The organism is Gillisella taibaishanensis, assembly GCF_001938985.1.
Classification (GTDB): Bacteria; Pseudomonadota; Alphaproteobacteria; order Rhizobiales; family Rhizobiaceae; genus Allorhizobium; species Allorhizobium taibaishanense.
Window position 1 is genome coordinate 289,029 of record NZ_MKIN01000023.1, and the last position, 23,335, is coordinate 312,363.

The following is a 23,335-nucleotide window of genomic DNA, read 5'->3' on the forward strand; positions in this document are numbered from 1 at the left end:
GCGGTAAAGTGTGGGACGATCACCGAAATAGAAGGATAACGGTCTATCAGCCACAAATTGTGTAAAGATTTACTTAAATCCGCGCTTTAAGCCCGAGATTTAAAGTGTTTCCAGCAGTGGGAAGCGATTGCCTGAAACACTTAAGTCAACTTAGGCGGTCGAGCGCTGCAAACGGCAGGCATAGAAGCCGTCGAGCCCACCGGTGCGACCTTCCGTGTCCGGCAGCATGGCTGGCGTGGTGCGGAATTCGCCAAGTGGGGTAACGGCGCTTTCCAGACCAGGCCAATCGGCCGCCTGCATCGGCACCCGCATGTAGTCGGGATGATCGGCCAGCACCCGCGCCACCATGTCCTCGCCTTCAAGAGGATCGAGCGAGCAATTGGAAAACACGATGGAACCGCCAGGCGCCACCAGCGTCAGTGCATGGCGCAGCAATTTCTCCTGCACGCCAGCGAGCTTGGTGATATCCTGCGGACCCTTGGTATAGAGTACATCGGGATGGCGCCGTGTCGTGCCGGTCGAAGAACAGGGCGAATCGAGCAACACGATGTCGAAACCCTCCTGGTCTTCGGCAAGTGAGAAATCCACCAGGTCGCTATGAACAAGATCAGCCGTGAAGCCGAGCCGCTGCAAATTGCCTTCCAGACGCTTTAGCCGGTTGGCCGATTGCTCGACCGCCGTCACCTTGGCACCAGCGTTCAGCAATTGCGCCGTCTTGCCTCCGGGGGCAGCGCAGAGATCGACGGCACGCTTGCCTTCGATGGCGCCGAACATGCGCACCGGCAGAGCCGCCGCCGCGTCCTGCACCCACCAGGCACCGTCCTCAAACCCGGCAAGGCCGGAAACCGCACCGGAAAAGCTAGCCAGCCGGACGCTGCCTGTCGGCAAAACAGAACCGTTGAGCTTTTCCGCCCATAGATCCGCATCCGCCTTGACGGTCACGTCGATTGCCGCCGGCGTCAGTTGCGCCTCGGCAATGCGCCGGGCCTCATCCGGGCCGTAAACGGCGACCAGCCGCTTATAAAACCAGTCCGGCATGCAGATGACATCAGCAACCTCGTCCAGCAGCGCCTGCTTTTCACGGCCCAGGCGGCGCAGCACCGCATTGACCAGCTTGGCAAAGCGGCGACTGCGCGGATCGCGATTGGCCTGCTCGACCGCAAGGTCGACGGCGGAGTGGTCGGGTACGTCGAGATAGATCATCTGGGCGGCCGCAACGATCAGCGAGTGGTAGAGCGCGCGCGCACCTTCAGGCAAAGGCGTATCTAGCAGGAGCGCCAGCATCGCCTCGATGCGTGGCAGGAAGCGCAGCGACGTATTGACGATGGCACGCACCAGGCTTCGATCCGCGTCCGACAGGGCGGTATAGGCCGGATTACCGTGATCGCCATCCATCATACCGTCGAGCGACGTCTTGCGGTCGATCACCGCCGCCAGGAGCCTGCTTGCGGCAAGACGGGCATCAAGGCCCGGCTTATCATCGTAAACCGGCCCGCGCGGCCTGTGCACGGGCTTATCTTTCGATTGGCCTGAGGAGCGGCCCGAGGAGCGATTATCTGGTCCGGTTTTCCCGCGTCTGTCGTTCAATTCCATGGTCCCTTCGGGGCGTCGTCATCCTGGCCGCGCCGTCCAACTTGGGGAACCGAACGCGATTTTGCGCTTCCCTTAACACCCCAAGGGTCATCCGTCGATCTTTGTGCGCTTGCGCCTCCCCAGGGACCAGCGGAAGGAGCCGTCTGCTGCTGCGGACGTGAGGCGCTTGCCTGCCGCACGCCCATCTCCTGCGCCAGCGATTGAAGGGCTGAAATCCGCTTGCCCGTATCAGGATGGGTAGAAAACAGATTGTCCATCTTCTGGCCCGACAGAGGGTTGATGATAAACATATGCGCGGTGGCCGGATTGCGTTCGGCTTGATAATTCGGCTGGTGCGCGCCAGCGATTTTGGCGAGTGCAGAAGAGAGCCAAAGCGGATTGCCGCAGATTTCCGCCCCACGGCGGTCGGCGGCATATTCCCGGGTGCGGCTGATGGCCATCTGCACCAGCATGGCGGCGAAAGGCGCGACAATCATCGCCACCAACGGCCCAATAATCCCACCACCATTGCCGTTTTCATCACGGCGGCCACCGAAGAAGAAGGCGAAATTGCCAAGCATCGAGATCGCACCCGCCAATGTCGCAGTGATCGTCATGGTCAGCGTGTCGCGATGCTCGACATGGGCCAGTTCATGGGCCATCACGCCGGCCACTTCCTCCGGCGTCAGTGCCTGCAACAGGCCGGTCGAGGCAGCAACGGCGGCATTTTGGGGATTGCGACCCGTAGCAAAGGCATTGGGCTGCGGATTATCAAAAATATAGACCTTGGGCATCGGCAGGCCGGCATTTTGGGTCAGCCCACGGACAATCTCGTAGAACTCAGGCGCGTTACGCTGGTCGACCTCCTGGGCGTGATAGGCCGACAGCACCATCCGGTCGGAATTCCAATAGGAGAACAGGTTCATACCAGCCGCAACAACAAAGGCGATCATCATCCCGCCTTTACCGCCGACAAGAAAGCCGACGCCCATGAACAGGGCAGTCATGAATGCCAGAAGCATGGCGGTACGCATGATATTCATCGGGTCCTCCTGAGCCGCCGCAACGGATGAGGGTTTTCCGGCGGGCAACGATGTCCTACATATGTTGAGAGGATCGATCTTTTTCAATCGTAACAGGACGTCGACCATGGACCAGCACGACAACCCAGGGCAAGGCAGCGCCTTTTCGCAAACCGAGCCTTTGTCGAATGGAGATACGATACAGGAAAAAGCTTTGTCGCCTGCAGCCCGTCGTGCCCTTGCAGAAGCTGAGGCTCGCCGTGCTGCGGAAAAAAAGCAGAACCCACCGGCTGAAACGGGTGGACGCGGCGGTGCCGATCCGGCTCGCTTCGGCGACTGGGAGATCAACGGCCGGGCTATTGATTTCTGAAGACCATAGGCTGTCCGATCCCCAAACGGACTATGAAAGGTCTTCACATATCGGTGAACGGCATTTCTGATGCAACCTTTTGCCTTGATCGGCGTTCAAGGCTCCGACCCCTGCCGTTCTTTGTCCGATGGATGAGAGGCGGCGGGCAAAACGTTGCAGAGCACAGGCTTTTTCAGCTGACGCCTGCAGAGATGTCCAGAGGAGACACCATGAAGAAGATCTTTCTTGCCTCGGCGCTGGCGATTGCGTCCATGGCCGGCACCATTATTCCGGCCCATGCTGACACCGTCATCATCCGTGACAACGACCGCCGTGGCCCGCCGCGCCACATGCACCGTGCGCCGCCGCCGCACTGCGAAATGCGCCGCATCGTGCGCTGGCATCATGGCGAGAAGTTCGTCAAGGTGGTTCGCGTTTGCCGTTAAGGCGTGAGCGATGCGGGACGTGCTGAACAGATGTCCCGCTAGCCCCACGGATTACGATTAATGATACGGCCTGCGCATGATGCCATGCGCAGGCCGTATTGCTGTCTGACATCGGACTTTTCGCGATTGTGCAAATCGGCTACCCTGCAAATTCCAAATCATGCCCAAGTCATCGCCTGAAGTATTCAGGTCACTCCGGCCACCCAAGGACAGATCACTACCGCGATGGCAGTAAATTGCGCAGACAGGCCCTCGGTCGGCAGAGCGATGTCAGGCGCGATAGTGCCATGCGGAGCCTTTCTGGTGATCTGCGTGGTGACCTTGTCTTCAAGCGCCAGCGCGCAGCAGACCGCTCCGCCGACACCCGTTTCACCACCGGCCGCTGCGGCGCCAACGGCTCCTGGCGCAGGCGATTTACCATCGCAGCCATCCGCCCCGGCAGCGTCTCCGACTGCAACAGCCGTGGACGATCCGGCAACGGCTCTGCGGCAGAAGCGGGAAGACGTTTCAAAACAATTGCAGGATCTGTCGCAGACCATGCAGCTCTCCTCCCAGAAATCAGAGGAATTGCGCAAGAGCATCGACGCGCTCGATAAGAGCAGCACCAGCCTGCGCCAGGCACTGATCGATTCGGCCGCCCGCCGCAAGGATCTTGAACAGAAGATTGCCGACGGTGAAAAGAAGCTGGCGGATTATGGAGTTCGCGAAGATACGATCCACAAGTCCTTCCGGGAGCGCCGCGCCGTGCTGGCCGAAGTGCTTGGCGCGCTTGAGCGCATGGGCCGCAACCCGCCGCCGGCCCTGCTGGTGACGCCGGAAGATGCGCTTGGCGCTGTGCGCACAGCCATCCTTCTCGGCGCCGTGGTTCCCGGCATGCGCAAGGAAACCGAAAAACTGGCCAATGACCTGCAGGAACTGGCGGACCTGCGCAAGGCAAGCCTGGCCGAGCGGGATCAGATGGTCGCAAGCCTGAAGAGCCGGCAGGAAGAAGAAACCCGTATGGATATGCTTCTTGCCGAGAATGCCAGGCTCAGCCAGCAAAACAATACTCAACTCCAGGAAGAACAGGCCCGCGCAGAGGCGCTTGCCCAGAAATCCTCTTCGCTTCAGGGCCTGATCGGCAGCCTCGAAAACGAAATTGCCTCAGTGCGCCAAGCCACGGACCAGGCGAAGCTCGAAGAGCAGAAACGTCTGAAGATGACCGATGCCGAGCGCGACCAGGCGCGCCTGAATGCCGAGAACTCTCCGCCCGATAAAAACCGCATTGCACCCGCATTTTCCTTCGATGAATTGAAGGGGAAGCTGGGTCTTCCGGCTGTCGGCGATGTCCTGCGGTCATTCGGCGATGCCGATGGCACCGGACACGAGGCCAAAGGCATAGTCCTTGCCACGGCCCCGGCAGCGGTGGTGACGGCGCCCGCCGATGGGACGGTTGTTTATGCAGGACAATTCCGCAGTTACGGGAAAATGGCCATCCTGAATACAGGCAACGGATATCACATAGTTTTGTCCGGCATGGACCGCGTCAATGTTCACGCGGGACAATTCGTGCTGTCCGGCGAACCGATTGGTGCTATGGGTGACAAGAGAGTGGTCAGTGCGGCTGCTTTCGCGCTGGAAACAGATCGCCCAACCCTTTACATAGAATTTCGAAAAGACGGCAACTCGGTTGATTCCCGACCATGGTGGGCGAAGGACGCCGGAAAGGTACGCAATGATACGTAGGGCTTCTATAATGCTGGTTGGCGCGCTGATGGGCGCGACGGCGATGAGCGTTGTCTATTCGGCTGGCGTTCCCGCCGAGGCGGCAGGCAATTCCACTTACAAGGAACTGGCGATTTTCGGCGACGTGTTCGAACGCGTCCGCGCCCAGTATGTCACGCCTCCGGATGAGAAAAAGCTGATCGAAGCCGCCATCAATGGCATGTTGAGCTCTCTCGACCCGCATTCGAGCTACATGAACGCCCAGGAAGCTGCAGACATGCAGACGCAGACCAAGGGCGAATTTGGCGGTATCGGCATTGAAGTGACCATGGAAAATGACCTGGTCAAGGTCATTACCCCGATCGACGATACACCCGGTGCCAAGGCTGGCATTCTCGCTGGCGACCTGATCTCCGAGATCAACGGCACGCCAGTACGCGGCATGCAGCTCAACGACGCCGTTGAAAAGATGCGCGGCGCCGTCAACACCCCGATCAAACTGACCATCCTGCGCAAGGGCGTGGACAAGCCGATCGAGATGAGCGTCATGCGCGAAATCATTCCGATCCGTGCCGTCAAGTCGCGCGTCGAAGGTGATGTCGGTTATATCAGGATCATCTCGTTCACCGAGAAGACCTACGACGACCTGGAAGCGGCGATCAACAAGATCAAGAAGGACGTCCCGGCCGACAAGCTGAAGGGCTTCGTTCTCGACCTGCGTCTCAACCCAGGCGGCCTGCTCGACCAGGCGATCTATGTCTCCGACGCCTTCCTGCAGAAGGGCGAGATCGTCTCCACCCGTTCGCGCGATCCGGAAGATACCCGCCGCTTCAACGCAACGGCCGGCGACCTCACCGATGGCAAGCCGCTGATCGTGCTGGTCAATGGCGGTTCGGCGTCTGCCTCTGAAATTGTGGCCGGCGCGCTGCAGGACCTGAAGCGGGCAACCGTGGTCGGCACTCGCAGCTTCGGCAAGGGTTCGGTCCAGACCATCATCCCGATGGGCGACAAGGGCGCGCTGCGCCTGACCACGGCGCTGTATTACACGCCGTCGGGCAAGTCGATCCAGGGCACCGGCATCCATCCTGATATCAAGGTGGAAGAGCCGCTACCGGCCGACCTGCAGGGCAAGCTGCGCACCGAGGGCGAATCCTCGCTGCCGGGCCATATCCAGGGCCAGAGCGAGACGGAAGAAGGCTCCGGCTCGGTCGCCTACGTGCCGCCGGATCCGAAGGACGACGTCCAGCTCAACTACGCACTCGACCTGATGCGCGGTGTCAAAACCGATGCGTCCTTCCCGCCGGACCCAAGCAAAGCCGTGCTCGAAAGCGCCAAGAAGAAGTAAATCGATCAACGACATCTAGATGTCGTGGATGCCGGTCCCATGGGGGCCGGCATTTTTTGTTGCGGGACCAGAAGCTCTCTCATTCGTGCAAAGGCGATGGTTCATTCAGAGCCCGGCGCGCTCTTGAACCATCTCTCTGGCCGAGGCATGGTCCGGGCATGGGCCGCGTGATTCGCTTGGCCGACTGGTTGTGTCTTATGCGCTGAAAGGCATAATTATGTGCGCCGATCTTCACGCCGCTCTGGGCCAGAACCGAAAGAAACCGCGCAAACGTCGGAGCCCGTCGCAAAAGACCCTTCTCACGGCAACAGCCACATGCGCCATCATCGCCCTGTCCTTTTATACGGCGCTGACGCCGTTACCCCTGCGCAGCCCGTCAGCGATTGCGACCGCTCAACCCGTTACCGCCGCCCTCCCCGCGAGTGATACCCCGCCCAAGGCCCCAGGCCAGTCACGCGGCATGGAAGCCAGCGCACCGACCTCAGGCGCGACTGTAGAGCCCTCCACCCTGCCGGATGGCTCGGTCGTTACCAAATATTCCCCGGGAAGCCGCGAGGGCTCCGGACCTGCGCTTGTTTCAGCGCCGCATGTCGGCCAGGATCCGCGCATGGCCGCCCAGCCCAATCCAGAGCTGCTCGAGGACACGCCCGAAGGACGAATTCCTAAGCTCGGACGTGATGGCTTACGGCCAATCGAGCAATATGCCCGACCCTGGTCGGGCGCCCATGGCACACGGATCGCCATCGTCGTCAGCGGACTTGGCCTCAGTCAGACTGGCACACAAAAGGCGATCAAGCGCCTGCCGGAAGAAGTCACATTAGGCTTTGCCGCCAGCGGCAATAGCCTGTCGCGCTGGATGCAAGAGGCACGACGCAGCGGTCACGAAATTCTGCTGCAGGTGCCGATGGAGCCGGTTGGTTATCCGGCAAACGATCCCGGGCGTGGCACATTGCAAGTGGGGAAGCCGTCGACCGAGACGTTGCGCGACCTGCACCGTGCCATGGCCAGCACCACCAATTATACCGGCCTGATGAATTACATGGGCGGCCGCTTCCTGACCAATGCGGATGCATTGGAACCTGCTATGCGCGATATCGCCGCGCGCGGCCTGCTGTTTCTCGACGACGGCTCATCGGCCCAATCGTTGGCGCCGACCTATGCCAAGGCCATGAACATGCCCTTCTCCGTCGCCGACCTGCAGCTCGACGATCAGGTGCAGGAAAAAGCGATCCTGAAACGGCTGGACGAATTGGAGCGGATCGCCCGGCGCAATGGCCAGGCAATAGGCGTGGCCTCTGCCTTCGATGAAAGCGTCGAGACTATTGCCAAATGGGCGGAAGGCGCCAAGGCACGCGGCATCGAAATCGTCGGCATTTCTGCCCTTGCCATGGAAGCACAGCAGTGATTTCTACGGGTGCTGCCCAAAGTGCCCCCAAAACGAGGATGCCATGACCCAGACGACCGTCAAAGCCGAGGACCTGCCGTACCGCCCCTGCGTCGGCATCATGGTGCTGAATGCGCAAGGCCTGGTCTGGGCCGGACGGCGCATCCCGCTCGTCAATTCTGAATATGACGGCTCGCCGCAGCTTTGGCAGATGCCGCAGGGCGGCATTGATCCCGGCGAGGACCCACTGGCCGCCGCCTACCGAGAACTCTACGAAGAAACCGGCATGAAGAGCGTGACGCTTTTGGCCGAGGCGCCGGACTGGATCAATTACGATTTGCCGCCGGAACTGATCGGCATTGGCCTGCGCGGCAAGTTCCGTGGTCAAACCCAGCGCTGGTTCGCCTTCCGCTTCGAAGGCGACGAGAGCGAGATCCAGATCAACCCACCGCCGACCAGCCAGCATGCGGAATTCGACGAATGGGATTGGAAGCCGATGGCCGACCTTCCCGACTTGATCGTGCCGTTCAAGCGCGGTGTTTATGAAAAGGTCGTCGACGCCTTTCAGCACCTGGCGGACTAAAGTTTGTCAGGGAAAAGTGGGACCCAGTTTTCACGAAAAGACAAACGAAAACAAAAGAATCGAGAGTCTGTCTGGTTCAATCTGAACCTGACAGTCTCTGATCAGTAGGCGGCCCGCAACATGGGCAGTTCGGCAAAGCCGGTGCTTCTGTTATCGGCAACCGGCATGCGTACTGCTGGCACGAGTGTCTCAACCTCATCGCAATAGCGCTCGGCATTGACGATTGCCTTGTCGAGATTGCTGACCCGTTCCGGATCGAGATGATGCAGGCTGACGCGATGTTCAAACATGTCGCGATAGGCCGCACGCTCGATGATCGGCGTTGCCAGCACCCGCACCGAACGCTCGGCCAGCAGGATCTTCACCGCACGCAGGGCACGGGTGGTCACCAGCGAGTTGACGCGCGACAACACGACAGAGTGGGGAATGCGAATATTGCCCTTGGCGTCGAGATATTGCAGCAGTTCGATAACCTGGGCCCCGCCCTGGGCATCCATGGCGCTGCCCTGGATCGGGATCATCACGTGATCGGACAAGCCAAGCGCGGTTGCCAGCAGCGGTGATTGCGCGCCGGGCAGGTCGACGATGATATAATCGGAATTGCCGCGATAGGCCTCGATGGTGCGCGCCAAGGCGCTGACGGAAATATAGGTGGCAACCTTCAAATTAGCTGCCGGACCATCTGCCTGAGCCTGCGCGCCTTCGAACCAACGTGAAATCCAGCGCTGCGGATCGGTATCGATCACCGAGACGCGGTAGCCGCGACGCACCAGCTCGGTGGCAAGCAACAGCACCGCAGTGGTCTTGCCGGCGCCGCCTTTGGTATTGGCGAAGGTGATGATGGGCATGGACTACCTCGGTCAGCCGTCACGGAGCCTCGCATCGCTCCTCAAGACCCAAATATATCGGGCAACCCATAGGCATCGGGCAGACTCATTCTGGCGCAACATGGTTAACTCAAGGTTATTTTAGCGCAACAAACACAAGGCTCAGCTGCGCTGGTGCGCCTGCTGCATAATTCCCCCTAAATCGGGCTCGATTTGAGGGAATATGCAGCAGATTTGGGGTGCTAGAGCACATTGTGCGTGGCAGTCTGGGAAACGCATTAAAGTAAAACGTTCGGGCACTACCGTCGCCGGTCCTCCGCCAGAATTTCCGGAGCGATCTGGTGCAGCGGTACGACCCGGTCAACCCCGCCATGGGCGATCGCTTCCTTGGGCATGCCGAAGACGATGGAGGTCGCCTCGTCCTGGGCGATGTTGAAGGCGCCGGCCTGGTGCATTTCGTTCATGCCGCGCGCGCCATCGTCGCCCATGCCAGTCATAATCACGCCCATGGCATTGGCGCCAGCCGCGCGCGCTGCCGAGCGAAACAGCACGTCGACGGACGGGCGATGGCGCGACACCAGCGGGCCTGCTTTGACCGACACATAGTAACGAGCGCCTTGGCGCTCCAGCATCATGTGGCGGTCGCCGGGTGCGATCAGCACATGACCGCGCAGCACGGGATCTCCGTCTTCCGCTTCCTTGATTTCCATCTCGCACAGACCGTTAAGCCGCTTCGCAAAGGCTGCGGTGAATTTTTCCGGCATATGCTGGACAATGACAATACCGGGAGAGTTTGCCGGCATATGCTCGAGAAACTCCCTGAGTGCCTCGGTGCCGCCGGTCGAGGCTCCCACGCAGACCACCATTTCCGTGGTTTTGGCCATGGCGCGGCCACTCGGCGGCGGCAGCATGGCGTCGGCGGTCAGCTTCTTCGCCGGCTCAAGGGACGAGGCGGACCGGTCGGCTGTGATCTTGCGGGACCCAAGCCGGGCCTGCGCAGCGCTTTTCACCACCTGGCAGATCCGCTCGGCCTGTTCGGCCAGGTGATCGGCGGCAGCAATCTTCGGCTTCAGGATAATATCGACCGCGCCGGCTTCCATGGCCTGCATCAGGGTCTCGCTGCCGGCTTCCGTGAGCGACGAACACATCACGACAGGAATGGGCCGCTGCGACATCAGCTTGCGCAGGAAGGTGATACCGTCCATGCGCGGCATTTCGACGTCCAGCGTGATGACATCCGGGATCTCCTCGGCAATACGCCGGGCGGCGGCGAAGGGATCGGCGGCCGAGCCGATTACCTCGATTGCCGGGTCCGATTGCAGGACATTGGTCAGGATCTGTCGGACACTTGCGGAATCATCGACGATGAGCACGCGAATTTTCTTCGGCATCGAATGCTACACCTTCCTGAAAACAGTATTGGCCAATTGCTTGAGCGGCAGATCCAATCCGGTAATCGACTCGGAATGACCAATGAAGAGATAGCCGCCCTTCTTCAGACAGGCGCATAGCCGTTTCAAGACACTGAACTGGGTCTGCTTATCGAAATAAATCATAACGTTACGGCAAAAAATAATGTCCATGGGCTCGCCCACCTGATAGCTATCGTCCATCAGGTTGAGACGGCCAAAGCCGACATGGGCGCGCAGCTTGGGCGAGATGCGCATCTCGCTGCGTTGCTTGTCGCGCGCCTGCATCACGTAGCGTGCCACGAAGGCTCGCGGCACAGGATCGAGCATATCCGCAGGATAAACGCCGCGGCGCGCCTTTTGCAGCACCTCTGTCGAAAGATCGGTCGCCAGGATCTGATAGTCGAGGCCGCTGCGGTTCTCCATATAGTCAGCGAGAACCATGGCCAGCGTATATGGCTCAGCGCCAACAGAGCAGGCGGAACTCCAGATACGAATCCGCTTTACCCCGGAGGCCTCAAGCTCGGGCAGAGCCTTTTGAGTGAGATAATCGAAATGGTTAGGCTCACGAAAAAAGTCGGTCTTGTTGGTCGTGACGGCATCGATGAGATGGACCGCCTCCGTCTCCATACCGCCGTCCTCGAAGATATAGTGACAATAGCTGTCGAAATCCGCATAGCCGGTGGCGCGAAGGCGTCGGCGCAGACGCCCTTCCAGCATGGTCATCTTCGTTTCCGGCATCTTGATGCCGCTATACTCAAAAATGAAGTTCGACAGCCGCCGGAAATTCTTCGGGCTGATCCTGTTATCGGCGAACGCTGCTTCTGCCATGGCATTCACGCTGGCTGCCTCCCAATGGTTTCAGTTTTTGAAAGTCTTTTAGCTACGACGCCGGCTGCTTTCCGCCGTGCCTGTCCGGCATGGGCGGTCCGCTCGCCGCGTCCCAGGAGAGAGACGCCGCGCTAACGGAATTGCCCATCCAGCCGCAACATGCGGACCTTGATCAGGCGACGGCAGAGGTCGGGATGACCAGTGCCGTCTCGTCACCCGAAAACAGCCGTGCCAAATCGATGATGACCACGAAGCCGATCTCGCGGCGCACGACGCCATGGATATAGTCAGAGCGCCAGCGGATACCGATGTCGGGTGCCTGCTCGATATCAGCATGGCGGAACGGGATGACTTCAAACACCTTGTCCGCGACCACGCCGACCGCAAGACTGCGGTCGTTCAACGGCACATCCATAACCAGGATACGCGTATGCGGTGTCTTGACCGTGCGCGTCATGCCAAGGCGCAGGCGAAGATCGATCACCGGCACGCCCTGGCCACGAACATCACGCAGACCCAGCAAGTAATCCGGTCCATGCGGGATCTTGAAAGGCTCTTCGTGGTCGAGAATTTCCCGGACCACAGCGACGGGCACGGCAAAGACTTCTTCACCCAGGCTGAACGTCACGAATTGCGATTCTGTCGGAAGTCCTGTCATGTTACGCGCTTTCCTGGAAGAGACGATCCTCATCATCGGGACCACCCATGGACAGGTCGAGGGCAAAGCCCTTGGCCCTTGCCTGCTGGGCGGAAACCGTTTGAGACGAAGCGGGTTGGCGGGGTTTGGCGGATGGCGCGGCCTTAGCCTTGGCCGCAGCGTTTCGGCCGGCCGGCGGCGTCAATCGGCGGCCATTGCCGTTTTCGACCTTGAAGAAGGCGATGGAGGCCTGCAGTTCCTCGGCTTGGGCGGCCAGCTCTTCCGATGTCGCCGACATCTGCTCCGATGCACCGGCATTCTGCTGCGTCACCTTGTCGAGCTGCTGGATGGCTTCGTTGATCTGACTTGCGCCGATATCCTGCTCGCGGCAGGCGGCCGAGATTTCCGAAATAAGCTCCGCCGTCTTTCTAATGTCAGGCACCAGCTTATTGAGCATTTCACCCGCTTGTGTGGCAACCTGCACCGTCTCGCCGGACAGGGTGCTGATTTCAGCCGCGGCCGCCTGGCTGCGTTCGGCAAGCTTGCGCACTTCAGAAGCAACAACTGCAAAGCCTTTGCCATGCTCACCGGCACGGGCCGCTTCAACAGCCGCGTTCAAGGCAAGAAGGTCAGTCTGACGGGCGATTTCCTGAACGATCGAGATCTTCTCGGCGATGGTGCGCATGGCGCCAACGGCACGGTTGACCGCTTCGCCAGATGCTTCCGCATCCTTGGACGACTGGCGAGCAATCTTCTCGGTCTGAGCGGCATTATCAGCATTCTGCTTGATGTTAGCAGCCATCTCTTCCATCGAGGCAGACGCCTCTTCGGCAGACGATGCCTGTTCCGTTGCACCCTGGCTGACCTGTTCTGAGGCGGACGACAGCTGCTGGCTACCGGAGGACACATTTTGACCAGCTGCTATCGCGTCACCCACGACCCCACGCAGACGCTCGACCATCATCTGGAGAGACTGACCAAGAGTATCCTTGTCCGACAAGGGTGCTGGAGTTACGGTCAAATCACCGTTGGCGATCTGGTCGGCAATCTGCGCGGTGTTACGCAGATTGGATGTCATGCGCTGCATGCTATTGATCAGATCCTTGATCTCATCATTGGACGGATGATTGATCTCATAGTTGAGATCGCCGATAGCGACAGCATCAGAAAGTTCAATCCCGCGTTTCAGACCGCGAACGATCGACATCGAAATCCAGATGGCGATTGCGATAGCAACGACTGCGCAGAAACCAATGCCTGAAATGACAAGCAATTTGGCTGAATCGTAGATTGCGACACCTTCCGCAGCAGCTTTATTACCACCTGCGCTGTTGTATTCAACAAGCTTCAACAGGGCATTGGATGCATCGTCGTAAACCTTCTTGCCTTCGCCATTGTAGATGGCCATGGCTTTGTCTGTTTCATTGTGCGAGGAAAAATCCACGGCCTTTTCGTGGAATTTCATATATTCCTTCCAGAGTTGCTGGAAGTTTTCAAACAGCGCGCGCTCCTCGGGAGAGCCAATCAGCGTTTCGTATTTCGACTGAAGCTTGGCAATGGAATCGGCTAATTGGTTCTGTTCGCCGAGCCAGCGTTTCATGCCAGCATCATCTTGTGAGATGACGTGCTGCAATTCGGCAATCCGAAAGTCCGACGTCATCGTATTCAAACGATTAGAGGTATCGACACTCGGCATCCAGTTCGTTGCAATCTCGTTCGCCTTGCCATTGACGTTGCCGATCTGGGAAAGACTGAAAATCCCGAGTACGGCGATCAGGACCACGAGAAAACCGAAAGATAGTGCTAGCTTAAGCTTGATGGTGAAACGCATCGCTGTGCCCTTTTAGAAAGATTTCCGCCCCAATTTTCCGCGTCAAGGCTGATTTCATTCAACCTTGAGCGACCGATTGATCGGTAGAGCGCAGCCCATCCATCGGCCTGCGTGAACGGTCCCGACGCCACAGTCGGGATCTTCAAAATGCACTAGGCAATCTGCCTGAAATCGTCATCCTCATCGTCGGGTCCGCCGACGGAGAGATCGAGAGCGAAGCCTTCAACACGCGCTTTCTGCGCTTTGACAGTTTGAGGCTTCGCCGGGGTGCGTACAGGACCAGGTTGCTCGGGTTTCCGACTTGCGGTTACTTTATGCCGCAATTCTTTTTTAGATGATAACATCGCATCCACCTTGAAGAAGGAGATCGATGCCTGCAGTTCCTCGGCCTGAGTCGCCAGTTCTTCCGACGTCGCCGACATCTCTTCGGATGCGCCGGCATTCTGCTGCGTCACCTTGTCGAGCTGCTGGATCGCTTCGTTGATCTGGCTGGCACCGATATCCTGCTCACGGCAGGCAGCCGAGATTTCGGAAATCAACTCAGCCGTCTTTCTGATGTCAGGCACCAGACGGCTCAGCATCTCACCGGCTTCGGTTGCCACCTGCACCGTCTGACCAGACAGCGTGCTGATTTCAGCGGCAGCCGCCTGGCTGCGTTCGGCAAGCTTGCGCACTTCAGAGGCAACAACTGCAAAGCCCTTGCCATGCTCACCGGCACGGGCGGCTTCAACAGCTGCATTCAGCGCGAGAAGGTCGGTCTGACGGGCGATTTCCTGAACGATCGAGATCTTCTCGGCGATGGTGCGCATGGCGCCAACGGCACGGTTGACGGCTTCGCCAGATGCTTCGGCATCCTTGGACGACTGGCGAGCAATCTTCTCAGTCTGGGCAGCATTATCGGCGTTCTGCTTGATATTGGCAGCCATCTCTTCCATCGAAGCCGAAGCCTCTTCGGCAGACGATGCCTGCTCGGTCGCACCCTGGCTGACCTGCTCTGAAGCAGACGACAGCTGCTGGCTGCCCGACGAGACGTTGTCCGAAGCCGACAGTGCGTCGGCCACAACACCACGCAAGCGCGCCACCATCGACTGCAGGGCAAGGCCCAAAGTATCCTTATCCGAAAGCGACTTTGGCGAGACCGTCAGATCGCCATTTGAAATCAGGTCGGCAACGCCAGCAGTATTGCGCAGATTGTAAGTCATGCGCTGCATAGCGATGCCAAGCGTATCGCGGTCGGACAGCGGCTTAACGTCGCCGGACAGATCGCCCGAGGCGATCAATTCCGCAACCCCAGCGGTGATGCGCAGGTTGGTGACCATGCTGCGCATCGATAAACCCAACACATCCTTGTCCGAGAGCGGTTTGACGTCGATTGCGAGATCGCCAGCCGCGATCCGGTCGGCAACCGCCGCAGTCTCGCGCAGGTTGCCAGTCATCACATTGATCGTATCGACAAGATCCTTGATCTCGTCATTGCTCTTGATCTCGATTTTCTGGTCGAGATCGCCGGTAGCAACGCCGTTGACCACAGCAGAAATCTTGCGCAGGCCACTGCCAATACCAATGGCGATCCATAGCGCGGCGATGATTGCGATCACCGTTGCACCTGCGGCCACGGCCATCAGTGCCAGCTTGGTGTTCTGATAGAGGACATCGCTATCATTGTCGGCCTTCGCCATGGCCTGCTTCTGGATATCGATCAGCTTGTTGATCGCTTCGCCGGTCTTGGCAGCCAGCGTGCGCAGTTCACCATTCGAAAGCGCGACGGCATCCTCGATCTTGCCGCTGGCCACAGTCCCAGGCAGTTTCGCAGAATTATCCTGGAATGCCTTGGTGGTGGTGATCACCTGTTCCCAATAAGGCTTGCCCTGCGGGCTAGCAATTTCGAGGCCACTTTCTGCAAGATCAAGCAGATCTTTGGTATTGGCATCAGCAGCCTTGAAATATTTGTCCGCCTCAGCTGCATCTTTTGCAAGGAGCGCGTTTTTCTGAGCGCGGATAGCTTCAGACATCTTTCCGGATGCCGAGAGACCATATTCAAGCCGCTTGACCGGACCGTCGATAATGTCGGAAGTGGATTGATTGATCGTCGAAAGGCTGGAAATTCCGTAGAGGGCCATGGCGATCAGCATGACGATCATAAGACCGAAGGATAAGGCCAATTTTAGTTTGATCGTGAACCGCATTGTCGTTCTCACATTCTCCTCCCCCAAGGGGAATTCCAGTTTCCACTCAGAGCTACATCAGAGCTCCGCAACTAATAGAAAGGCTATCGTCAAAGGGTTACCAGGCAATTTAACAACTTCGAATTTTATTAAATTCTAAGGTTACCCGGCGTTTTTTATTGCATCTGCACATGTTGCATGACGTCAGATTTTGTCGGTATCCGACCTGTCAGGTCGCAACATCTAGAGGGTAAGCGGTCGGTGAAGCGGCACTGCGCCTCACCGACCCAGAATTGCGTTATGCCGGCTGGCGGAACTCCAGATCCTCATCATCGGGACCACCCATGGACAGGTCGAGGGCAAATCCCTTGGCCCTTGCCTGCTGGGCGGAAACCGTTAGAGACGGAGCGGGTTGGCGGGGTTTGGCGGATGCTGTGACCTTGGATTTGGCCGGCGTGGCGCGGGCGGGAGCTTGCGGAGCCAATTTGCGGCCGCTGCCGTTTTCGATCTTGAAGAAAGCAATCGAGGCCTGCAGTTCCTCTGCCTGAGCCGCCAGTTCTTCCGACGTCGCCGACATCTCTTCGGATGCGCCGGCATTCTGCTGCGTCACCTTGTCGAGCTGCTGGATCGCTTCGTTGATCTGACTTGCGCCGATATCCTGCTCGCGGCAGGCAGCGGAGATTTCCGAGACCAATTCTGCGGTCTTGCGGATGTCAGGAACCAGACGGTTCAGCATCTCGCCGGCTTCGGTTGCCACCTGCACCGTCTGACCAGACAGCGTGCTGATTTCAGCGGCAGCCGCCTGGCTGCGTTCGGCAAGCTTGCGCACTTCAGAGGCAACAACTGCAAAGCCCTTACCATGCTCGCCGGCACGGGCCGCTTCGACAGCCGCGTTCAAGGCAAGAAGGTCGGTCTGACGGGCGATTTCCTGGACGATCGAGATCTTCTCGGCAATGGTGCGCATCGCGCCCACGGCACGGTTGACCGCTTCGCCTGACGCTTCCGCATCCTTGGACGACTGGCGAGCGATCTTCTCAGTCTGAGCGGCATTATCGGCGTTCTGCTTGATATTGGCAGCCATCTCTTCCATCGAGGCCGAAGCCTCTTCGGCAGACGATGCCTGTTCCGTCGCACCCTGGCTGACCTGCTCTGAAGCAGACGACAGCTGCTGGCTACCCGACGACACGTTGTCCGAAGCAGACAGTGCGTCAGACACAACGCCACGCAAGCGCTCCACCATCAGCTGCAGGGCCTGGCCAAGCGTATCGACATTCGAGCGGGGCTTTGGCGAAACCGTCAGGTCGCCATTGGCAATCTGGTCAGCAATAGAAGCGGTCTCGCGCAGATTAAGCGTCATCGTCCGCATGGCGATGCCAAGAGAGTCCTTGTCTGACAATGGCTTGATATCTTGCGACAGGTCGCCTTCGGCAATCCGGCTGGCGAGCGTTGCCGTTGCCCTCAGGTTTTCAGTCATCACATTGATCGTGGTGACCAGGTCTTTGATTTCATCATTGGTCTTCACCTCGACCTTCTTGTCGAGATCGCCAATCGCTACGGCATCAGCAACGGACGCAATTTTGGCAAGCCCACGGTTTATGCCGAGCGCTATAGCAAAGGCCACCGCGATCGAGATGAGGAGAAGTGCCACAATGCCCGACAGCAAGATCGTGCGAGACAAGGCATATTCTGCATTCGTGGCCTGATCTGTCTCTTCAAGCTGAGTTGAAATAGCAGCGTTGACGTCATCGACACGCGCCAGCATAGCATCAGCAGCCTTGGCCCCCTCCGCCATAGACATGACGCCAGCCTTCTGGTTGCTTTCAGGCGTATTTTCTGCAGCAAGACGCAGAACTTCTCCCTGGGTCTGACGCCAGCTGATCAGAGTTTTTTGAAACTCGGCCAGCGGAGCCAGCAGTTTTTTATCGGTCGTATCCCCCAGCTGGAGGAGGGCCTTGTCGATCTTTTCCTGCTGCTTTTTGACATTGTCGATTTGGCCAGCGATCTTGACCGGATCAGTGGCGATGATGGCATTTTTTTCATAGCGCAGGGCGGCCAGAACGGCATTCGAAAGAGCGCCGGCATCACGCAGATTTTCGGCAGGCCCTTTCACAATAACAGTTATCGCGTCGTTCAAGGATGAAAGCTTGTCGATCGACAGTGCAGCCATGGCACCGGACAACAAGATGATCAATCCGAACGCCAGCGCCAGTTTTAGTTTGATTGTAAACCGCATGAGTAATACTCCAGTCATTCGGAATGAGAGCGGGTATAGTTTGAATTATGTATCCAAGAGTTGTGGCGCAGGTCAGCCATTCGAAGACATGCCTCGTCGTGGCTTGAAGACATGCGCCGGCAAAAGACCTTTGAAGATCTGATCGAACTGACAGTTCAGTCTGAACAGCGCAGTATTTGTTCGCGCCGTTCAGGTTAGATCTTAGGCGATGTGACGAAACTCCATGTCTTCGTCATCAGGTCCGCCCATGGAGAGATCCAAAGCAAACCCCTTGGCGCGCGCCTGCTGCACAAGAACAGGCTGGCCGCCACGGCGAGGCGAGCTGGCCTGACCAGCAGCCTTTCGGGCAGGTTCCCGCTGAGGCCGTGACGCCGGTGCGGCGGCAGCCCGAGCTGCCGACTTGCGTTGAGCGCTGTCAACCTTGAAGAAAGCAATCGAAGCCTGCAGTTCCTCAGCCTGAGCCGCCAGTTCTTCCGACGTCGCCGACATCTCTTCGGATGCGCCGGCATTCTGCTGCGTCACCTTGTCGAGCTGCTGGATCGCTTCGTTGATCTGGCTTGCGCCGATATCCTGCTCGCGGCAGGCCGCCGAGATTTCCGAGACCAGTTCTGCGGTCTTGCGGATGTCGGGGACGAGGCGATTGAGCATGTCGCCGGCTTCGGTTGCCACCTGCACCGTCTGGCCAGACNTGCGCCGATATCCTGCTCGCGGCAGGCCGCCGAGATTTCCGAGACCAGTTCTGCGGTCTTGCGGATGTCGGGGACGAGGCGATTGAGCATGTCGCCGGCTTCGGTTGCCACCTGCACCGTCTGGCCAGACAGCGTGCTGATTTCGGCGGCCGCTGCCTGGCTGCGTTCGGCCAGTTTGCGCACTTCAGAAGCAACCACGGCAAAGCCTTTGCCATGCTCGCCGGCACGGGCCGCCTCAACAGCCGCATTCAGCGCGAGAAGGTCGGTCTGGCGGGCGATTTCCTGAACGATAGAGATCTTCTCGGCGATGGTGCGCATGGCGCCAACGGCACGGTTGACCGCTTCGCCAGAAGTTTCCGCATCCTTGGACGACTGGCGAGCAATCTTCTCGGTCTGGGCAGCATTATCGGCGTTCTGCTTGATATTGGCAGCCATCTCTTCCATCGAAGCGGAGGCCTCTTCAGCAGACGATGCCTGTTCCGTCGCACCCTGCGAAAGTTGTTCGGAACTGGAGGACAGTTCCTGGCTGCCGGACGAGACGTTATCGGAGGCGGTCAGCGCATCGGCAACGACACCGCGCAGACGCTCGATCATTGTGTTGACATACTCAAGCAGAGTGCCGATTTCGTCGCGCGAGCGGATTTCGGCGAATTCGGTGAGATCACCATCGGAAACCTTTCGCACGGCAATGACTGCGCGGTTGATGCCACCGGTGACACTCACGACAATCCAAATTGCAGCGATGACAGCCAGGATGGAAGCCACTGCCGAGAGCGAAACGAGCAGCAGACGGGTCTCTGAATATTCGTCGTCGGCGGCCTCGTCAGCGCTGTGCAAGCGCGTCTGCTCCATGGTCACGATCTGGGAAAGAAGTTCGTCGATATCGTTTACGGCCGCACGGTTTACACCAGTCGAGATCTTGAGGGCGCTGGTCGTGTCGCCAGCAAGCACAAAAGCCTTGACCTGATCATCGCTCCGACGGAAATCTTCTTCAAGGACGGCAAGCTTGTTCCAAAGCACCTTGCCTTGTTCCGTAGCCTTTGCGACGACCGCAGCAAATGCGGCGTCGAATTCGGTCCGGGCCGCGTTAGCCTTGGCGATTCCAGCCTTCATTTCTTCTTGGGATTGGGCAAGCTGTACATTTTTCTGCTGACGCACCTGCTGAAGCTGCTGCACCTGCAGTTCCTGCGCCAGCCGCAAGCGGTCAACTGGTCCTTGTAGGGCATTGCTCATCGCATCGTTCATCGTGCTCAGGCTCTGAACGCCAAGAACCGAGCTACAAATCAGCAAAGTCACGACGATGCCGAAGGCCAACCCCAGTTTAAGTTTGATCGTAAATCGCATAGCAGCCTCAGTTGTTGGTTAGGCCAACCGCGGGGGGCGTCATCCGGTCGGTCGTGCTTGAGAAAATTGCCTGGAGATTGGGGAGAATAATGAATTCTCCATCACGCTTGACGAGGCATTCGATATAATCAGAACGCCACCGCATTCCGACGCTTGGGGGCGGCTCACTGGCGGAGCGCGCCAGGGTTGTGACTTCGAACACCCTGTCGGTGCGAATGCCTGTCAAGGTAGCTTCGCCTTCGACATCGAGTTCGATGACGATGATCCGGCTATCGATCGTCGGCTCCGTGGCCTCCATACCGAATGCCAGCCTGATATCGGCAAGCGGAATGACCTTGCCGCGGAAATTGATCACGCTGGAGACGAAAGGTTTAGCCCCTGGCACCTTGGTTTCCGGCAGGAGATCGATGATCTCCTGTACGGTTATGGCCTCGATTGCAAAGGTCTCGCCGTTCAGGTTGAAGGTCAGAACGGCGACTTCGTCGCGGTTTGCCCAGAAGTGATTGAAATCGTCTTTACCGGGAATGATGCTCATCCTGCTGCACGCAATTGCGCCTCCTGCTGTTGTCCGGCATTGACCAGATGCGTTACGTCCAGGATCAGTGCCACACTGCCGTCACCCAGAATGGTTGCGCCCGAGAAGGTCGCGACATCGTGGTGGAGCTTGGACATGGATTTGATCACAGTTTGATGGTCGCCAATGATCTGGTCGACGACTAGGCCGACCCGCTCGTCGCCTGTCGAGATCACCACGACCTTCTGGAACGGATCGGGTTGCGTGCCGGTACGGAAAAGATCCCGAAGCCTTAAGAACGGCACCAGGCTGTCGCGCAGCGATATGAAGCTGCGACCGCGCGAGCGCAAATCGTCTTCGATGGACAGTTCCAGGCATTCCTCGACCGCCGACAGCGGAATGACGTAGCAACCGGTGCCAACCCGCACCAGCAGACCATCGATAATGGCGAGCGTCAGCGGAATGCGCAGCGAAATTTCTGACCCCTTGCCGTTTTCGCTGCGGATGTCGATCACGCCGCGCAGGGCTTCGACGGTCTTCTTGACCACGTCCATCCCGACGCCGCGACCAGACAGATTGGTGATGGTCTGTGCCGTCGAAAAACCGGGCTGGAAAATCAGCTGCAGCAATTCCTGATCCATCAACTGCTGGCCTGGCTGAATCAGGCCGGACGATTCCGCCTTGGCCCGTACCCGGTCACGGTTGATGCCGCGGCCATCATCCTTGATGGTGATGATGACTTCGCCGCCGGACTGATGGGCCGCGAGCACGACCTTGCCGGCCTTGCTCTTGCCGGCCGCCACCCGTTCTTCCGGTGGCTCCAGGCCATGGTCGATGGAGTTGCGCACCAGATGCACCAGCGGATCGGCCAGTCGTTCGATAACGGTTTTGTCGACTTCGGTGGTTTCGCCTTCGGTCTCCAGCTCGATCACCTTACCGGTCTCCCGGGCAAGGTCATGCACCAGGCGACGGAAGCGGGTGAACAGGCTGCCAACCGGCACCATGCGCAGCACCATCATCGTGTCGCGCAATTCGCCCGACAGCCGTTCCACATCCTCCGACACAGAGCGCAGCATGATGTCGGCGCTGGTGTTGGCAAGCTGCGACAGACGGGACTGGGCAATGACAAGTTCGCCGACCCGGTCCATCAACTCGTCGAGACGTTCGGCGGGAACCCGGACATTTTCGGCAGCCCGACCATGCTTGGCATCGTTGGAACCGGCAGCAGCGGGCACAACGGCGGGGGAAGCAGGCGCTTGAGGTTGAGCCGGCTTACTTTCCGTTTCAGCAACGACAACAGGAGCTGGGGCAAAAGTTGAAGTAGGAGTAGGAGTAGGAGCAGCAACAGCGGCGGCAGCGTCCTCGGTCAGTTCGAGATCCATGTCGTCCATCACGAAGATGAAGACGTCCTCGATGTCGGACTTTGGCTTATCGGTGACGAGTTCGACGCTCCAGCCCAGGTAAAGATCGGCCGGAACAATTTCTTCAAGGCTTGGAATACCTGCGAGATCGGTCTTGATCTTGCAGTCGCCGAGTTCGCGTAATTCGTCGAGCAGACCGAGAGGATTGGTACCATTGGCCATGGAGTTGGCCGGCAGGCGGAATTTCATGCGCCAGGTCCGGGTTACAGGGCCCGAAGGTAACTCAACTTTATCCGCTACGTTGGCAGGGGCTTTGGCAGTCTCGTGACCACCAGCGAGATCGCCGCCATGACCGCTGACCGCAGCCTGAAGCTTGGCCAGCAGACGTTCACCCGCGGCATCGTGATCGCCGTTCGGCGTTGCAACCAGCGCCTTCATATGATCCTGGGCATCCAGAACCGCAGCAACCAGCTCGGCGGTGGCGGGCACTTCACCTTTGCGGACGCGGTCGAAGGCGGTTTCGCAGTGGTGGGTGAAAGCAGCAAGCGCCTCGAAGCCGAACATGGCTCCGGATCCCTTCAAGGTATGAAGACCGCGGAAAACGGAATCGATCTGATCCTGATTGGACAGATCATGCAACAAATCGAGCAGGCCGCTTTCGATCTGCTCGAACAGCTCTGCCGCTTCAGTCCTGAAAACCTGAATGGGATCCAGATTGGTCATTTGCCAAGAACCTTTCGTGCGATCTTTACCAGTTGCTCGGAATCAAAGGGCTTGGTGATCCAGCCGGTTGCACCGGCGGCCTTGGCCCTGTTCTTCATGTCGGCATCGGATTCCGTCGTCAGGAAGATGATCGGAATGCCTGTATGGGCGGGCGACCGGCGCAAGGCTTCGATCATCGCCAGACCGTTCATATTCGGCATGTTCAAATCGGTCACGATCAGGTCGAACTGCGCTGCCTTGGCCTTGTTGAGACCATCGAGGCCATCGACAGCTTCCGTGACCTTATAGCCGGCATTGGTCAGGGCGATTTTGGTCGTCATCCGGATGCTGGCGGAATCGTCGACGGTGAGAATATGGGCACTCATG

18 protein-coding genes and 2 pseudogenes are annotated in these 23,335 nt (G+C 58.7%); 6 read left to right on the plus strand and 14 right to left on the minus strand.

The window, feature by feature from the left end; translation table 11 throughout:
- Positions 1–150 precede the first annotated feature (150 nt).
- Positions 151–1,593 carry an RsmB/NOP family class I SAM-dependent RNA methyltransferase gene (locus BJF91_RS18200; RefSeq protein ID WP_075615940.1) on the minus strand — a complete coding sequence of 481 codons (1,443 nt, stop codon included), beginning with the start codon at positions 1,591–1,593 and terminating at the stop codon, positions 151–153.
- Positions 1,584–2,615 (minus strand): zinc metalloprotease HtpX, encoded by a 1,032-nt coding sequence (htpX, locus tag BJF91_RS18205; protein ID WP_075615941.1) that lies wholly within the window; start codon positions 2,613–2,615, stop codon positions 1,584–1,586. The genes BJF91_RS18200 and htpX overlap by 10 nt, the downstream gene beginning before the upstream one ends.
- 106 nt (positions 2,616–2,721) lie before the next feature.
- On the opposite strand from htpX, the gene BJF91_RS18210 reads away from it, so the two are divergent.
- From BJF91_RS18210 to BJF91_RS18235, 6 genes are all read left to right on the plus strand, one after another.
- Positions 2,722–2,964, plus strand: a complete 243-nt coding sequence (locus BJF91_RS18210) for a DUF1674 domain-containing protein (RefSeq protein ID WP_075615942.1) — start codon at positions 2,722–2,724, stop codon at positions 2,962–2,964.
- A 209-nt stretch (positions 2,965–3,173) separates the two neighbouring features.
- Positions 3,174–3,389: a hypothetical protein gene (locus tag BJF91_RS18215; protein ID WP_075615943.1), complete on the plus strand. Its 216-nt coding sequence runs from the start codon at positions 3,174–3,176 to the stop codon at positions 3,387–3,389.
- A 267-nt stretch (positions 3,390–3,656) separates the two neighbouring features.
- Entirely contained in the window at positions 3,657–5,114 is a 1,458-nt protein-coding gene (locus BJF91_RS18220; RefSeq protein ID WP_083943376.1) for a murein hydrolase activator EnvC family protein, read from the plus strand.
- Positions 5,104–6,438 carry a S41 family peptidase gene (locus tag BJF91_RS18225; RefSeq protein ID WP_075615944.1) on the plus strand — a complete coding sequence of 445 codons (1,335 nt, stop codon included), beginning with the start codon at positions 5,104–5,106 and terminating at the stop codon, positions 6,436–6,438. The genes BJF91_RS18220 and BJF91_RS18225 overlap by 11 nt, the downstream gene beginning before the upstream one ends.
- Positions 6,439–6,655: 217 nt before the next feature.
- Positions 6,656–7,843 carry a divergent polysaccharide deacetylase family protein gene (locus tag BJF91_RS18230; RefSeq protein WP_075615945.1) on the plus strand — a complete coding sequence of 396 codons (1,188 nt, stop codon included), beginning with the start codon at positions 6,656–6,658 and terminating at the stop codon, positions 7,841–7,843.
- 43 nt (positions 7,844–7,886) lie between these two features.
- Positions 7,887–8,405, plus strand: a complete 519-nt coding sequence (locus tag BJF91_RS18235; protein WP_075615946.1) for an RNA pyrophosphohydrolase — start codon at positions 7,887–7,889, stop codon at positions 8,403–8,405.
- A gap of 101 nt (positions 8,406–8,506) precedes the next feature.
- Here BJF91_RS18235 and BJF91_RS18240 read toward each other — a convergent pair whose 3' ends face one another.
- The 12 genes and pseudogenes from BJF91_RS18240 to BJF91_RS18290 form a co-directional block, all read right to left on the minus strand.
- Positions 8,507–9,253 carry a ParA family protein gene (locus tag BJF91_RS18240; protein WP_075615947.1) on the minus strand — a complete coding sequence of 249 codons (747 nt, stop codon included), beginning with the start codon at positions 9,251–9,253 and terminating at the stop codon, positions 8,507–8,509.
- A 278-nt stretch (positions 9,254–9,531) separates the two neighbouring features.
- The gene (locus BJF91_RS18245) at positions 9,532–10,623 is read right to left on the minus strand and encodes a protein-glutamate methylesterase/protein-glutamine glutaminase (RefSeq protein WP_075615948.1); all 1,092 of its coding nucleotides are present in this window, start codon (positions 10,621–10,623) and stop codon (positions 9,532–9,534) included.
- Positions 10,624–10,629: 6 nt separating this feature from the next.
- Positions 10,630–11,472 (minus strand): CheR family methyltransferase, encoded by an 843-nt coding sequence (locus BJF91_RS18250; protein WP_075615949.1) that lies wholly within the window; start codon positions 11,470–11,472, stop codon positions 10,630–10,632.
- A 172-nt stretch (positions 11,473–11,644) separates the two neighbouring features.
- Positions 11,645–12,130 (minus strand): chemotaxis protein CheW, encoded by a 486-nt coding sequence (locus BJF91_RS18255; RefSeq protein WP_075615950.1) that lies wholly within the window; start codon positions 12,128–12,130, stop codon positions 11,645–11,647.
- A 1-nt stretch (position 12,131) separates the two neighbouring features.
- The gene (locus BJF91_RS18260) at positions 12,132–13,940 is read right to left on the minus strand and encodes a methyl-accepting chemotaxis protein (protein WP_075615951.1); all 1,809 of its coding nucleotides are present in this window, start codon (positions 13,938–13,940) and stop codon (positions 12,132–12,134) included.
- 152 nt (positions 13,941–14,092) lie between these two features.
- Positions 14,093–16,126, minus strand: a complete 2,034-nt coding sequence (locus tag BJF91_RS18265; RefSeq protein ID WP_075615952.1) for a HAMP domain-containing methyl-accepting chemotaxis protein — start codon at positions 16,124–16,126, stop codon at positions 14,093–14,095.
- A gap of 277 nt (positions 16,127–16,403) precedes the next feature.
- Entirely contained in the window at positions 16,404–18,338 is a 1,935-nt protein-coding gene (locus tag BJF91_RS18270) for a HAMP domain-containing methyl-accepting chemotaxis protein (protein ID WP_075615953.1), read from the minus strand.
- Positions 18,339–18,539: 201 nt separating this feature from the next.
- Positions 18,540–19,016: pseudogene (locus BJF91_RS25640) on the minus strand (methyl-accepting chemotaxis protein); the annotation flags it as partial.
- A 23-nt stretch (positions 19,017–19,039) separates the two neighbouring features.
- Positions 19,040–20,371 (minus strand): annotated as a pseudogene (locus tag BJF91_RS25645) (methyl-accepting chemotaxis protein); the annotation flags it as partial.
- 7 nt (positions 20,372–20,378) lie between these two features.
- Entirely contained in the window at positions 20,379–20,906 is a 528-nt protein-coding gene (locus BJF91_RS18280) for a chemotaxis protein CheW (protein ID WP_075615954.1), read from the minus strand.
- Positions 20,903–22,969, minus strand: coding sequence for a chemotaxis protein CheA (locus BJF91_RS18285; protein ID WP_075615955.1), 2,067 nt, complete (start codon positions 22,967–22,969; stop codon positions 20,903–20,905). Before BJF91_RS18285 ends, BJF91_RS18280 begins: the two co-directional genes overlap by 4 nt.
- A complete protein-coding gene (locus BJF91_RS18290) occupies positions 22,966–23,334 on the minus strand; it encodes a response regulator (RefSeq protein ID WP_075615956.1) in 369 nt (122 codons plus the stop codon). Before BJF91_RS18290 ends, BJF91_RS18285 begins: the two co-directional genes overlap by 4 nt.
- Between the last annotated feature and the right edge of the window lies 1 nt (position 23,335).